The 12,991-nt window shown below is 62.0% G+C and carries 17 protein-coding genes; 11 read left to right on the top strand and 6 right to left on the bottom strand.

The window, feature by feature from the left end:
- Positions 1–36: 36 nt before the first annotated feature.
- The 4 genes from WDJ60_RS16010 to WDJ60_RS16025 form a co-directional block, all read right to left on the bottom strand.
- On the bottom strand, positions 37–1,059 hold the full coding sequence (locus tag WDJ60_RS16010) for an amidohydrolase family protein (protein ID WP_340101676.1): 1,023 nt from the start codon (positions 1,057–1,059) through the stop codon (positions 37–39).
- A gap of 76 nt (positions 1,060–1,135) precedes the next feature.
- On the bottom strand, positions 1,136–1,453 hold the full coding sequence (locus WDJ60_RS16015) for a HalOD1 output domain-containing protein (RefSeq protein ID WP_340101677.1): 318 nt from the start codon (positions 1,451–1,453) through the stop codon (positions 1,136–1,138).
- An 82-nt stretch (positions 1,454–1,535) separates the two neighbouring features.
- Positions 1,536–2,759, bottom strand: coding sequence for an HD domain-containing protein (locus WDJ60_RS16020; RefSeq protein WP_340101678.1), 1,224 nt, complete (start codon positions 2,757–2,759; stop codon positions 1,536–1,538).
- A gap of 45 nt (positions 2,760–2,804) precedes the next feature.
- Complete coding sequence (locus tag WDJ60_RS16025) at positions 2,805–3,353, bottom strand: protein-tyrosine phosphatase family protein (protein ID WP_340101679.1); 549 nt, start codon at positions 3,351–3,353, stop codon at positions 2,805–2,807.
- A 135-nt stretch (positions 3,354–3,488) separates the two neighbouring features.
- On the opposite strand from WDJ60_RS16025, the gene cofD reads away from it, so the two are divergent.
- From cofD to WDJ60_RS16050, 5 genes are all read left to right on the top strand, one after another.
- Complete coding sequence (gene cofD, locus WDJ60_RS16030) at positions 3,489–4,481, top strand: 2-phospho-L-lactate transferase (RefSeq protein ID WP_340101680.1); 993 nt, start codon at positions 3,489–3,491, stop codon at positions 4,479–4,481.
- On the top strand, positions 4,481–5,266 hold the full coding sequence (locus WDJ60_RS16035; protein WP_340101681.1) for a tRNA-dihydrouridine synthase: 786 nt from the start codon (positions 4,481–4,483) through the stop codon (positions 5,264–5,266). Before cofD ends, WDJ60_RS16035 begins: the two co-directional genes overlap by 1 nt.
- Complete coding sequence (locus tag WDJ60_RS16040) at positions 5,263–6,096, top strand: triphosphoribosyl-dephospho-CoA synthase (RefSeq protein WP_340101683.1); 834 nt, start codon at positions 5,263–5,265, stop codon at positions 6,094–6,096. Before WDJ60_RS16035 ends, WDJ60_RS16040 begins: the two co-directional genes overlap by 4 nt.
- Before the next feature lie 2 nt (positions 6,097–6,098).
- The gene (locus WDJ60_RS16045) at positions 6,099–6,674 is read left to right on the top strand and encodes a DUF447 domain-containing protein (protein ID WP_340101685.1); all 576 of its coding nucleotides are present in this window, start codon (positions 6,099–6,101) and stop codon (positions 6,672–6,674) included.
- A gap of 65 nt (positions 6,675–6,739) precedes the next feature.
- A complete protein-coding gene (locus WDJ60_RS16050; RefSeq protein ID WP_340101686.1) occupies positions 6,740–6,931 on the top strand; it encodes a 30S ribosomal protein S17e in 192 nt (63 codons plus the stop codon).
- A gap of 4 nt (positions 6,932–6,935) precedes the next feature.
- Here the strand turns inward: WDJ60_RS16050 and WDJ60_RS16055 are convergent, their stop codons facing one another.
- Positions 6,936–7,184: a YgaP family membrane protein gene (locus WDJ60_RS16055; protein WP_340101687.1), complete on the bottom strand. Its 249-nt coding sequence runs from the start codon at positions 7,182–7,184 to the stop codon at positions 6,936–6,938.
- A 141-nt stretch (positions 7,185–7,325) separates the two neighbouring features.
- Between WDJ60_RS16055 and asd the strand changes: the two genes are divergently transcribed.
- Positions 7,326–8,363 (top strand): aspartate-semialdehyde dehydrogenase, encoded by a 1,038-nt coding sequence (asd, locus tag WDJ60_RS16060; RefSeq protein WP_340101688.1) that lies wholly within the window; start codon positions 7,326–7,328, stop codon positions 8,361–8,363.
- 322 nt (positions 8,364–8,685) lie between these two features.
- Positions 8,686–10,056: an NAD(P)/FAD-dependent oxidoreductase gene (locus WDJ60_RS16065; protein WP_340101690.1), complete on the top strand. Its 1,371-nt coding sequence runs from the start codon at positions 8,686–8,688 to the stop codon at positions 10,054–10,056.
- A 7-nt stretch (positions 10,057–10,063) separates the two neighbouring features.
- On the opposite strand, the gene WDJ60_RS16070 is transcribed toward WDJ60_RS16065, so the two are convergent.
- Positions 10,064–10,822, bottom strand: coding sequence for a hypothetical protein (locus tag WDJ60_RS16070; RefSeq protein WP_340101692.1), 759 nt, complete (start codon positions 10,820–10,822; stop codon positions 10,064–10,066).
- 412 nt (positions 10,823–11,234) lie between these two features.
- Here WDJ60_RS16070 and WDJ60_RS16075 point away from each other — a divergent pair, with 412 nt between their 5' ends.
- The 4 genes from WDJ60_RS16075 to WDJ60_RS16090 all read left to right on the top strand — a co-directional run bounded on the left by WDJ60_RS16075 (position 11,235) and on the right by WDJ60_RS16090 (position 12,806).
- Positions 11,235–11,723 (top strand): type II toxin-antitoxin system death-on-curing family toxin, encoded by a 489-nt coding sequence (locus tag WDJ60_RS16075; RefSeq protein ID WP_340101693.1) that lies wholly within the window; start codon positions 11,235–11,237, stop codon positions 11,721–11,723.
- Positions 11,724–11,748: 25 nt separating this feature from the next.
- Complete coding sequence (locus WDJ60_RS16080) at positions 11,749–11,889, top strand: hypothetical protein (RefSeq protein WP_340101695.1); 141 nt, start codon at positions 11,749–11,751, stop codon at positions 11,887–11,889.
- Positions 11,890–12,079: 190 nt separating this feature from the next.
- Positions 12,080–12,325 carry a UPF0175 family protein gene (locus WDJ60_RS16085; RefSeq protein ID WP_340101696.1) on the top strand — a complete coding sequence of 82 codons (246 nt, stop codon included), beginning with the start codon at positions 12,080–12,082 and terminating at the stop codon, positions 12,323–12,325.
- On the top strand, positions 12,315–12,806 hold the full coding sequence (locus tag WDJ60_RS16090) for a PIN domain-containing protein (protein WP_340101697.1): 492 nt from the start codon (positions 12,315–12,317) through the stop codon (positions 12,804–12,806). The genes WDJ60_RS16085 and WDJ60_RS16090 overlap by 11 nt, the downstream gene beginning before the upstream one ends.
- Positions 12,807–12,991 lie beyond the last annotated feature (185 nt).

The following is a 12,991-nucleotide window of genomic DNA, read 5'->3' on the forward strand; positions in this document are numbered from 1 at the left end:
CCGGCGTACTTAGTATTCAGGCACCAGCAGTGTTGGTTAGTTGCCGGGAGAAACTACGTCGGTCACGTCGCTGACGCCCGCTCGTCGAACGACTGCCCGGACGATATCCTCGGCACCGGAGAGGTTGTCCGAATCACCGTCGAGGACAAGGAGACGGGCGTCGCGTCCCTCAGAGATCAACCCGCAATTCAACCCGACAATCTCTGCACCGTTGACCGTCGCCATCTGCAGTACTTCGAGCGCGCTCACGTCGAAGAGTTTCGCTGTGAACTCCATCTCCCGGAACATCGAAGGGCTGTTTGTCATCACGTTGTCCGTCCCGAGTGCGACGGTCGTCCGGTTGAGCAGGTCCCGAATCGGTGGGTGGCCGACGTCGGTGACGATGTTCGACCGCGGGCAGACCACGACCGGCGTCTCGTTGTCGGCCAACCGCTGCAGGTGGAGTTTCTCCGCGTGGACCATGTGGACCAGAAAGTCCGGGTCGAGGTCCATCGCGGGATTGATGTCGCCGCTGTCGACTTCGCCGGCGTGGATGCCGAACAGTTTGTCTGCGCGTGCCGTCGCGTTCCGTTCCATCGAAAAATCGCCGTCTTTGGCACCGCTGGCACCGAAACCGTCGCTTCGCTCCATCGCGTCGACGGATTCGCGCCCGAGAACGACCGGTTCGATGTCGACCCCCTCGATGGCAGCCTCGAACATCTCGAGGCCGTCGACCCCTCCTTCTCGAAACTCGATGCATGCTCCGGTTCCAGTGTTCCGCATGAATTGTAGCGAGCGGGCCATTCCGTCGACCAGTTCGTCGCGGCTGGCAGCATCGAGCAGTCGATGCTTGAGGCCGTCGGGTGGCGCGACGAGTTCTTCGAGCGACAGGTCGCCACCGGCCTCTTTCGCGATTGAATCTCCGAGATGCGTGTGAGCGTTGACGAACGCAGGGAGGATGATACTGTCACCGCGAACGTCGGCTTCTTCGATGGCTGCGATTTTGCCGTCCTCGACGACGACACGACCCTGTATTGGGTCGAACTCGCGGCCCCGGAGGACGGTCCCTTCGATAATCATATCTCGATGAAGTTGCCCGAATTAGTTGAAATCTCCGCTCCAGCGCTGGGGACAGTGGATAGTTTGCCGACATGTCTCAGTTATCGTGCGGTGCCAGAACGACCGAGCCGTCGCTGTGTACGGTCGCGCTGTGCCCCTCTATTCGGAACGTGATGTATCCCGGGCCACGTCTCTTTCCACTCTCCGTTGCCCTGAACACGTTGTTGAGTGCGTCGGCGTTGACGATGTCGTTGAGGGGCCCGTACGAACGGGTGTCTTTTCCGGTACTCGTTTCGAGCGCTTCGAGAACAGCAACCGAGACGGGTCGAGAGTCGTGCCACGAGGACTCGACTGTTCCGTCTGCGTTGATGACCACGTCTGCGCCGTCATCTTCATCTGGGGTCCCGTCAGTCATTGTAATTGGACAACGAAACCATGATAATTGACCTTTTCCTTCACTAAGGGTATTCTGAAAACTATAGCATTTGTCAGTAGAATCAGTCGAAATCGTCCAGTGTCGCGTTGATGCCTGGACGGACGTCTCGCACGAGCGCCCCGTCGAGGTCGAGACCGAGCGTTCGGATAGTCTGGTTGCCGACGCGTTCGCTGTAGTCGACGGGCGCGTACACGCCGAGTCGCCACTGGTCGCGCTGGGCAGCACGGAGTGCACCAACCAGTGTCGACTGCTGGCCGAGTTCGCGAATCTCACCGTTGACCAGGACACGTGAGGAGGATTCGGTCATCTCCGGCCGACTCGGGACGTCGAGGATGACTTCGTCCGGGTCGAGGTCAACGCTGTCGGCGATATCCCGCTCAAAGTCCCGGACGGTTTCGTGGTCGGTGATGAGAATGTCTTCTGGGACGGCATCCATCTCGGCCCAGACCGCTCGCTTGTAGAGGTTCCGTTGTTCGAGACGGCGAGCGTATTCCACGGTGCCCTCGCACTCGCGCATCGCGACGTGGAGCGCGTGGTCGTCCATTCGCCGCAACTCCTCGGCCGTCGTCGCACCGGCGGCGAGCAACCGCTCTGCAGCGCGCTGGAGCATCGACTTCGCGATTCGGGCGACGTGGTGGGAGTAGACGGTCGGATTCATCAGCGCGCGAGCCAGCAAGAGACTCTCCGCAGACTGGACGTTCCCCTCGTCGAGGACGAGTTCGCCGTCGACGAATCGGAGTTCGCGAACGAGACGACCGTGATCGATTGTGCCGTAGGGGACGCCGGTATGGTGGGCGTCCCGGACGAGGTAGTCCATCCGGTCGACGTCGAGTTCGCCGGAGACGAGCTGGCCGAGTTGTCCCTCGCCGGCGACGAGCCCGGCGATTCGGTCCGGGTTGAGACCGTGCTCGGTGAGGATGCGAGCGACGGCTCCGGATTCGACGAGGTCGCCGATGTCGTCGTGGTACTTCCCCGTCTGTCTGTAGATGAGTCCCTCGATGTTGTGGCTGTAGGGACCGTGACCGATGTCGTGTAAGAGGGCTGCCGCACGGACGCGCTCGGCTTGCTGGCCCTCGATGCCGAGGTGTGAGAGCGCGCGGTTCGCGAGGTGGTAGACGCCGAGGCTGTGTTCGAAGCGGGTGTGGTTGGCGGAGGGATAGACGAGGTCGACCGTGCCGAGCTGACGGATGCGGCGGAGCCGCTGGACCGGCGGCGTATCGAGCAGGTCGCTCGCCACACCGGTCACCTCGATGTGGTCGTGGACGCTGTCCTTGACGGTAGGCATTATCGTGTGCTTGGTCGGCTCCCGATAAAAGAGTCCGTACCCGTCTCAGGCGAACTGTCCGAGCAGGTCCAGTACGTCCTGACGGGTCGCGTTACCGTGGTCGACGGGTTCGAGCGGGTCTCTGCCCATCTCGCGGACTGTCTCGATGGCCGCGTGAGGGGCGTAGTCGCGGGCGTAAACCAGCCACGCAGCCAGGACGTGTCCAGTCCGACCGATACCGGCCAGGCAGTGGACGACGACGGGTTCGCCGGCCGCAGCAGCATCGTCGAGGAAGGGCAATACGTCTTCTCGGAGGGTGTCGGTGGGTGCCAGGTGGTGGTCGAGGACCGGAGCGTGCTGTACGTGTCCAGGACCGAAGGCGTCCACGTATCGACCGATGTTCGCGTCGTGGGCGTCTAGCTGGCGGCCAGTCAGGAGACAGCAGACTCGTTCGATACCCGCGTCGTCCATGAACCCTATCCACTGGCCGATGGCCTGTTCGTGGGTGCCAGCGCTGTGCCAGCCCGGACAGCAGGCGCCGTAGACGACGCCCTCGTTCGGTGCGGCGGGTGCGAACCGGTGGGCGTCCGCCATCATTGGACCGGAAGTGCTCATCGAATGGGCAGTCACTACCGATGTACTTGAGTCTACAGGCGCGGTTCTCACATCTGAAAGTGACCAGTGTAGCGGCGAGCGCTCGTCGGGGTCCGAGACGATGATTTATCACGTCCGGTCACCGTACGGACGTGTATGGTGACGTTCCTGTCCGGTGGGACGGGCACGCCGAAACTCGTGGCCGGGGCCGATGCTGTCTTTCCCCCCGAAGAGACGACAGTCGTCGCGAACACGGGCGACGACATCGAACTCGGCGGCGTGCTGGTCTGTCCGGACCTCGATACAGTTCTCTTTCTCGGCGGTGGCGTACTCGATCGGGAGCTGTGGTGGGGTATCGCCGACGACACGGCCGAGACACACGACGAGTTGCTCGCACTCGCCGAGCGCGCAGGACTCGACGAAGGACCGAGATATCTCGCGGCAGATGCACAGACGAACGGTCGCGAGATAGCCCACTGGCGGCGCTTTTCCGGCGTCGCGGAGTTCATGCACATCGGCGATCGCGACCGGGCCGTCCACGTGACACGAACTGGACTGCTCGACGAGGGCGAGACGCTGACCGCGGTGACGCAGACGCTCAGCGAGGCGTTCGACCTCGACGTGACGCTGTTACCGATGAGCGACAACCCGGTCGCGACGCTCGTCCACACCCCGGAGGGACCGATGCATTTCCAGGAGTTCTGGGTCGCACGCAACGGCGACCCGACAGTCGAGGACGTGGAATTTCGCGGTAGTGACTCGGCGACGGCAACAGATGCAGTCCGGACAGCGCTTTCGGAACCTGTCGTCATCGGACCGTCAAATCCGGTGACGAGCATCGGTCCCATGCTGACTGTCGGCGGCATCGAGGACGCCCTCGCCGAGACAGCCGTCGTGGCTGTCTCGCCGTTCGTGGAGGACCAGGTGTTCTCGGGGCCGGCCGCGAAGTTGATGGACGCCGTCGGGCAGGATCCCTCGACGGCGGGAGTTGCTGAGGCTTATCCGTTCGCGGACGCGTTCGTCCTCGATACCGAGGATGGGACCGATCTCGACCGACCGGTCGTTCGGACAGACACGGCGATGGACGACGAGGCCGACGCCGAGCGCGTCGCGCGCGCCGTCGAGGACGCGCTGGAGGTGGTCGGCTGATGTTCGAGCCCCGCGTCGCGCTGGCGAGCCTGAGCGGCGAAGCGGACGCCTCGTGGGCCGACAATTCCGCCGAGTACGTCGGTGCGGCCTTCCTCGGTGGTATCGCGCTGGACGGCCCCACCCGCGAGGCTGCCCGGTCGATGGTCGACCGTGACCGGACGGAGTTTCTGCCGTCTGACCCGGTCGCGTTCATCGACGACCAGCTCTCGGCGCTGGCTGACGTGTCGATTCGACCGGGATACAACGTTAGAACGACCACGCTGGGTCCGCTACGTGAGGCAGCCGCTGTGTGTGCCGACCACGACGCTCTTCTCGAAATAAACGCCCACTGCCGCCAGGACGAGATGTGTGCGGCCGGGGCCGGCCAATCGCTGCTTGCGAACTCCGAGACGCTCTGTGAACAGGTTGGGGCGGCTGCGGAGACAGGCACGACGGTGAGTGTGAAAGTCCGGACCGAGGTGTCGGCTGTCGACCTGCCCGCAGTCGCCGCGGCGGCAGAAGATGCCGGCGCAGACGTGATTCACGTCGACGCGATGGACTCCGAATCGGTGGTCGCGGACGTTGTCGACGCGACAGACGCGTTCGTCGTCGCCAACAACGGCGTCCGCGACGAGCAGACAGTCAGGGAGTATCTGGAGTACGGCGCGGACGCGGTCAGCGTTGGACGGCCGAGTGACGACCCGGTGGTACTGAGCCGAGTGGGGAACGCGACGACTGCGTATTTCGACGGGAGCAAATCGAGCGTTCAGTCGACAGCGTCGCACAGACAGGAGAGTGACTCATGAGAACGACCACAGAGAACGCACAGCTTGCACTGTTGCTGGAGGTATCGGGGACGCCAAAGCCAGGGAACGTCGACCGGCACCGGGAGTACGAAGACCTGCGATTCGAACACTTCGTGACGGGTGCGGTGTGTGCCCGTGACGGCCTTCGACTCGCTGCGGGCGGCGCGGAGGTCGGCGAGTCCTTCCGGCGGGCCGTCGCCGGTATGAGCCAGCAGTCGGGCGGCAACACTCAGTTCGGAGCGCTGCTCGTGGTGACGCCGCTGGTTCGGGCCTCTGCTGCCCACGAACTGACGCCCGAGGGTTCTCGGAACATCGTCGCGGAAACGACCGTCGAAGACGCCGAGAAGTTCTACAAAGCCTTCGAGTACGTCGACGTGGCTGTCGATGACCCGCCCGAGGGGATGGAGCCACTGGACGTGCGACGGGGTGCCGATGCGGTGGCGACGATTCGCGAGCGAGGCATCACGCTCGAAAACGTGATGGAACGCAGCGCCGACCGTGACGGCGTCGCCGCGGAGTGGGTCGATGGATTCCCCCGGACGTTCGGGGCAGCCCAGACGATACTCGACGGGACAGGTCCGGTGACCGACCGCGCGGCCGAGGCGTATCTCGACTTGCTCGCCGACGAACCGGACACCTTCGTCGTGACGAAACACGGCCAGGAGACGGCTGAGGAGGTCCGTCGGCGGGCCGTTGCCGTCCGCGACGGCGAGGAAGACGTAGAGGCGTTCGCCGATGAACTCGTCGAGCGCGGTATCAATCCGGGGACGACTGCCGATATCGTCGCCGGTGCGCTGTTCGTCGCGCTGGAGCGCGGGCTGGAGGTCTGACCGTGGCCGAGTGGCCGGTCGAGCGCGCTGGCGTTGTCGAGACAGTCGTGACGACGCTGGGACCGAACGACCGCTGGAACGTCGCTGCGCTCGGCGTCGAGGGACTGGATGGCGCTGGTCCCGCACGCGCCCGAACGTGGGGTCGGACGCGGACGTGGCGGAACTTCCGCGAGCGCGGCGATGGCTACGTGCAGTTCACCCGGGATCCACTCGATTTCGTCGACGCCGCACTCGCTGTCCGCGAGGAAGACGAGCCGGTTCTCGACAGCGCCGACGCCTGGGTCGACGTTCGCGTCGAGGAACGCGCCACTGGGACCGAAAGCGGGACCGACTGGACTGACTGGGCTCTCGATGCAGTCGAGACGACCGTCGAGAACAGAGTCGTCCCGGCGACGAACCGCGGCTACGCGGCTGTCGTCGAAGCGACGGTCGCTGCGTCCAGACTGGACGTAGACGCCTACGAGACCGAAGACCTTCGCGACCGACTGGACTACTTCGAGAGCGTGGTCGAGCGCTGTGGTGGCGAGCGCGAACGCGAGGCCATCGAGCGAGTTCGTTCGCTCACCGGTGGCTGGTAGGGGCTGCCGACGGCCGAGGACTATCGAACCTTTTTAGAGGTGGCCTCGGCTACGTGGGTGCAACGATGGCCATCAAACCCGCCTACGTCAAAAAGACCGGTACACTGCTGATGGAACGATACCCGAAAGCATTCTCGACGGACTTCGAGCACAACAAGGACCTCGTCGAGGAACTGACGAACATCGAATCCAAGGGCGTCCGCAACCGCATCGCGGGATACGTCACGCACAAGCAGGGCAACACTGCCGAAGCCTGATTTTCTACTCGCTCTCCGGATCGTACGCGCAGGTGTCCAGCCCCAGCACCGCGTTGACGCCACAGAACTGTGTCGCGGCGTTGAACAGGAGTCCGGCGCTGGCAACCATTCCGAAGACGGCGAGTAACTGACGGTCCGACACTGCTGCACCGACAGCGATAGCGAACAGCAACACGCCGAGCAGTGCCCGCGCCAGTCGGTCGGAGCCTCCGACGTTGCGCTTCCCTTCGGGAATCGGGTTCAACGACGACATAGCAACGTATTCGGACTCCGAACAAAAACCGGTTTCGCGACGTGCCGTGGTATTCCAGTCGGTCGAGATGACAGCCCACCGAACGGAACAGTGCGAGTCGTTTCCAAACAGTTTTGACCGGGCATTGCCCTACCACCGTCTATGACAGTACGCGCAGGAATTCTCGGTGCGACAGGTGCCGTTGGACAGCGACTCATTCAGCTACTCGAACCCCACCCGGATTTCGAAATCACCGCCCTGACCGCAAGCGGCGACAGCGCGGGCAAGACGTATCGCGAGGCCGCCAAGTGGCGTATCAACATCCCGATTCCCGAAACCGTCGCGGAGATGACTGTTCGGGAAACCGCCCCCGACGACGTTCCGGACGACCTCGACATCATCTTCTCGTCGCTCCCCTCCAGCGTGGGCGAGCGCGTCGAACCCGGCTTCTGCGAGGCTGGCTACGTCGTTTCCTCGAACTCCTCGAACGCCAGGGCCGACGACGACGTGCCACTCACCATCCCGGAAGTCAACGCCGACCACATCGACCTCCTCGAAGTCCAGCGCGACGAACGCGGCTGGGATGGGGCACTCGTCAAGAACCCCAACTGCTCGACGATTACCATGGTCCCGCCGCTGGCGGCTCTCGACGACGCCTTCGGGCTGGACCGCATCACCGTCTCGACGCTGCAGGCGGTCTCGGGTGCTGGCTACTCTGGTGTCACGTCGATGGAGATCATCGACAACGCCATCCCACACATCGGCGGCGAAGAAAAGAAAATGGAGACCGAATCGCGGAAGCTCCTCGGTAGCTTCGACGGTGCGGAAGTCCAGTGGCACGACGCCCGCGTCGACGCCTCCTGCAACCGGATTCCAACCCTCGACGGCCACCTCGAGAACGTCTGGACCGACACGACCGAGGACGCGACCGTTACGGCCGCTGCGGAGGCGCTCCGGGAGTATCCGACGCTCGACCTCCCGTCCTCACCGGACCAGTTGGTCCACGTCTACGAGGAACCTGACCGACCGCAGCCGCGACTCGACCGTGACAAAGAAAACGGGATGGCGATCGCAGCGGGCGGGATTCAGGCGACCGACGACGGTCTCCAGTTCAACTGCCTCGCACACAACACGATGCGGGGTGCTGCGGGAGCCTCGATCCTCAACGGCGAACTCCTCCTCGAGAGAGGATACATCTAATTGGCCGACTGAGTGCCGGCCCCCTCCCACTCGGCACAACTCACTGACTCTGGCCGTTTTCAGCACGCGGAGACATCTCACACGATTCTGAACCGTCTGAGCGAGCCGTATTTATCAATAGGTGGGTGTGGTGTGTTTAGCTGTCTCATAGTAGGAACTCCGATGACGAGTGTGGTGGCAGAGGACAAGTCGACTGGTCGCTCGCGTTCAAGACCTGTTTCGGCTCGGATAACGGTGCAATTCTGAGCCAGAACGCGTAGTCGAGGGGTGGTTCGCCAGTCGATGACAGGGCATTTATATCGAGGCGGGTCGGGCAATTGGTATGGAACGCGTCGACGTCGCTATCGTCGGTGGCGGGCCTGCTGGCACCTCGGCCGCGTGGAAGGCCGCCGAACACGGTGCCAACGCGCTCGTCGTCGAGAAAGGGGTGCCGCGAGCCGATCGAAACCGACTCGGGCCGGATTCGACAGACGCCGCTGGCATGCTCGACTACTGGGTCGACCTGATGGATTTCGACCCCGAGGACATCCCCGAAGAGATTATTCTGCGTCGCCTCGACGGTGCCGACTTTATCGGTCCGTCAGAAACGCTTACTATCGATAACACAAGTATCGATGCCTCGTATCCTGATTTCGGCTTTGCTTTCCACCGCGCTCGCTTCGACGACTGGCTCCGGGAAGAAGCCGAGGCCGCCGGTGCGACCTACCGCGTCGGCGATTCGGTCACCGGCGTCGAGACGGACCTCTCCGTCGATGGGTCACGCGAACAGACTCATCATCTCACTCTCTCGGACGGTGATGAAATCGAAGCGGAGTATCTTGTTCTCGCGGACGGCCCACAGCGGACCGTCACGACGGGCGTTCTCGATCAGTTCGTCCCCACCGGCCGATCGATAACGGACCACCTCAACCCCCGAACGGCCAATCACATCGCCTACCAGGAACACCGGAGAGTTCCCGACGACATCTACGACTCACACCGGCTCAAGTTCTGGTGGGGGTACATGCCGGGTCACACCGCCTATCCGTGGGTGTTCCCCAACGACGGCGACGTAGCCCGTATCGGTCTGACGATGCCTATCGGACTGGACATCGACGACTTCGACCGGTCGGAGTGGGCACTGCTCCGCGAGGGCGACGACGGGATTCCCCGCGGCGGCGAGTACATCGAACGGCTTATCGAACTCGTCTACCCCGAGTACGACATCGAGGACTTCCCGCTCGTGGAGGACCGCGGCAAACGGGGCGGGACTGAGACGTATCCGATATCCTCGACGCGCCCGATCGAATCCCCGACTACAGCGGGTATCGCCGTCGTCGGAGGTGCGATGGGCGGGACCTCGGCCTTCCACGAAGGTGGAGACCACGTCGCTGTCCGAACCGGAAAACTGGCGGGCGAGCTCGCGGCGACAGACCGTTTGGACCAGTACAACGCCGCCTGGCAGGACGCGCTGGAAGACGAGTTCCTGCGTAACGTCTCGTTGGCTGACATCGTTCACGACTACGGTCCGGACGACTGGGACTGGGCCTTCGGTACTGCAGAGCGATTACTGAATCACGGTGAGTACTCGTGGTGGACTATCCTCACCTCGGGACTCAGCGGCTACCGGATGGTTCGCATGTACAGATCTACCAAATCAAAGTTCCGCAACGGTGGCTACGTCCAGTTCGACGAGGACGAGTACGAAATCTAACGGCCAGTTACTCGTCGGTCGGCTCCTGGTCCGTTCCGTTGCTGTTCGCTCCGTTTGCGTCGTTTTCAGCAGTGACTGACAGGTCGTCTTCGGATCTCTTTGGAAGATACGAGAACGGGGTGCCGTCGGACACACGATCGTCGAGCGCGGTCAGTACCGTCAGCGACCGCCGAAGGTCGTCGAGTGAGTCATCGATGGTCACCTCGTCCCAGCCACCGAACGTGTAGAATAGCTCGTCCCGTCGGTGGCGAAGCGTTTGCATCTCCTTTACCAGGTCGTCAGGCACGTCGGTACAGCGCTGAAGTAACTGTTCCCGGTCGGACTGTGACAAGCTCCACAACCACTTTTGTGTTCCAGTCAACTGTCGGTGATCGTCGACGACGAGTTCGTCCCGAACCAATCGGAGTGTGTAACTCTCGACGAGTAGCTGCGTGAGACTGAAAAACCAGACACGGTAGGTTCGAAGCGTCGCGGCGGTCAACTGCTCTGGCCCGAACGACGTGGCATCGAGGTCAAAGAGGTCCAGATACTGGCTCCATGCGTCTCCCGAACCGGACATAGATTCGCTGTCTGAAAGCGCCGCGAGCGCGCTGTAGAGCTGCTTGACTGCTCGCTTCGTACTCTCTTCAGGCGACATCGGCGCTGTGCCGCCTGTCGGAATCGGCACCGGTGAGAGCGGCCACCCCAGCCTAGCCGTCGAATCCGACGTGTCGAACTGGTCGAAGAGCTGTCGAAACGGTCGGAACGGGTCCGAGTTGTCGGCCATTTTCGGAATATTGTGTGTGAATACCAATCAGTCTGTTCCCGCGAAGTTAATGAGTGTCCGCGAACTAGCGCAACTGCGTGCCTTTAGTCCCCGCCCGAGACCCTACACGGGAGCGATGACCGCGCGGCGAACCCGGGCACGCGATATTCGCGGTTCGAAGGCGCTACCGCGTCTTCCAGCGCGTGTGGCAGTCGCCGCTCGCGCAATCGGCACTCTCAGTGAGAGTGCCCGCCCGGCACGAGGGTTAGCCGGCTGACACGGCACGCCGCCAGGAATGATGCCGGTCGTTAGTGTTCCGGGCGTACATTCTTTCGACAGTATCGTTCATTGACCGAACTGCGTTGTAGCGTTTCTCCGAGTGTCGTTCATTCAGAGAGAAAACGATAGGTTAGTCGAATGCGAACTTCCGATAATGACCGACTCGTTTTGGTATCCGTCGGTCGAAGACATCCTCGACATCCACGAGGATATTGTCTCAGAGTACTCAGACACCAATTCAGGCGTCCAGAGTCGCGGAGATATAGAATTCGCATTGGAGTACGTCAGCGAAGGGAGCTTCGGGTCAGTTCCAGAGACCATTCACGAGAAGGCGTTTCATCTGCTTCGGCTCCTCGTCGCCAACCACCCGTTCGTGGACGGTAACAAGCGCACCGCACTCAACACGACAACGGTGTTCTATCTGCTCAACGGTCGCCGGTTCGAATACGACAACGAAATCAGAGAGATACTGGCGGAGTTCGGCACCGACGAGAAGGCTGTCGATGAGGACGACGTGCTCGACTATCTTCGAGCACACACGACCGAAGTCGATCTGAACGAAGTGGTCGAACGATGGCGCGGCGACCTCGTCGAGTATGGACTTGAACAACTGTCCGACGAATCATCGGACCCGAACGATTAACGGGATTCGTGGCCAAGAGGTAGATATGGCGACAGAAGAGAAGACAGGCGAACGAACACCACTCGACGACGTGATGGATAACATCCGTCGAGAGCTCGTGTTGCGCGTCGCCAAGGCTGATCGGGACGAACACCGCGATATTTACGACGCCCTCGAAAACGAATAGCGTCCTCACGTCCGTCACTTCTCGGTTCGCAAAAACGCGAGTTTCAATTCCACCGATCCTACTAGTAGAAACTCACCCGGTAGTGTTCCGGGCGTATATCCTTTCGACCGCATCGAGCGCTTGCTTTGCACGCCGTCCGCTTGGGAATCCCTGGCCAAACACTCAAGAATCGTGTACACGTATCTCAGGTATGGCGACCATAGAGATCGACGACGACGTTTACGAGGCGTTACAACTCCCGGAGGGGGAGCGCTCACCCGCGATGAAGCGGGAGTTGGCGGTCTCGCTGTACGCCCGTGACGTTCTCTCTTTCGGGAAGGCGCGTGCGCTGGCAGAGATGTCGAAAGGGGAGTTCCAGAAACTCCTCGGCGAGCGCGAGATTCCCCGCCACTACGGCGAGCAGGAACTCGAAGAAGATCTCGACTATGCCGAATAGTGGGCTCGTTGTCTCGGACACCTCGACTCTTCTGAACCTCGCACTCATCGAACGGCTTGAGCTCCTCGAATCGCAGTTCTCCGAGGTTACGGTTCCACAACAGGTCTGGAACGAACTTACCGAGGGGGAGGAAGGGCTGGAAGCGCTCCGGGAGCTACGCGACGACGGACTTCTACATCTCGTGGAGGTGGAACGCTCGGACTTGTTCGTGGAACTCTTCCACGAGCTCGACCTCGGTGAGACAGCGGCGATCTGCTATGCCGTCGAGCAGAAAGCCGCCCTCGTTCTACTCGATGAGCGTGACGGACGGCGCGTCGCCCGCAGGCACGACCTGAACGTCACGGGCGTGATCGGCATCCTGCTTCGCGGAGCGAAGACCGGCGTAGTGAACTTGGAGCACGAACTGGAGGTCCTTCGTGAAGCTGGATTCTGGATTTCTGACGACCTCTACGAACAGATTCTCTCCGAAGCCGATCAGTAGTCTTTCCGACGGATAGACAGCCGACACCGCCTGATTTCACTTCCGTCGAGCCTACTAGTGCGGCTTCAATCGTGATTTGCTGGATATAGCTGGCGGAGTTTGATGCGAGCGTCATCGGCCGTGAACTGCCACTCAATCTCGGATTCGTCCTCGTTTCGGGTGCGTTCCCACGCAGCGACCTCCGT

Source organism: Salinibaculum salinum (assembly GCF_037645885.1).
GTDB lineage: Archaea > Halobacteriota > Halobacteria > Halobacteriales > Haloarculaceae > Salinibaculum > Salinibaculum salinum.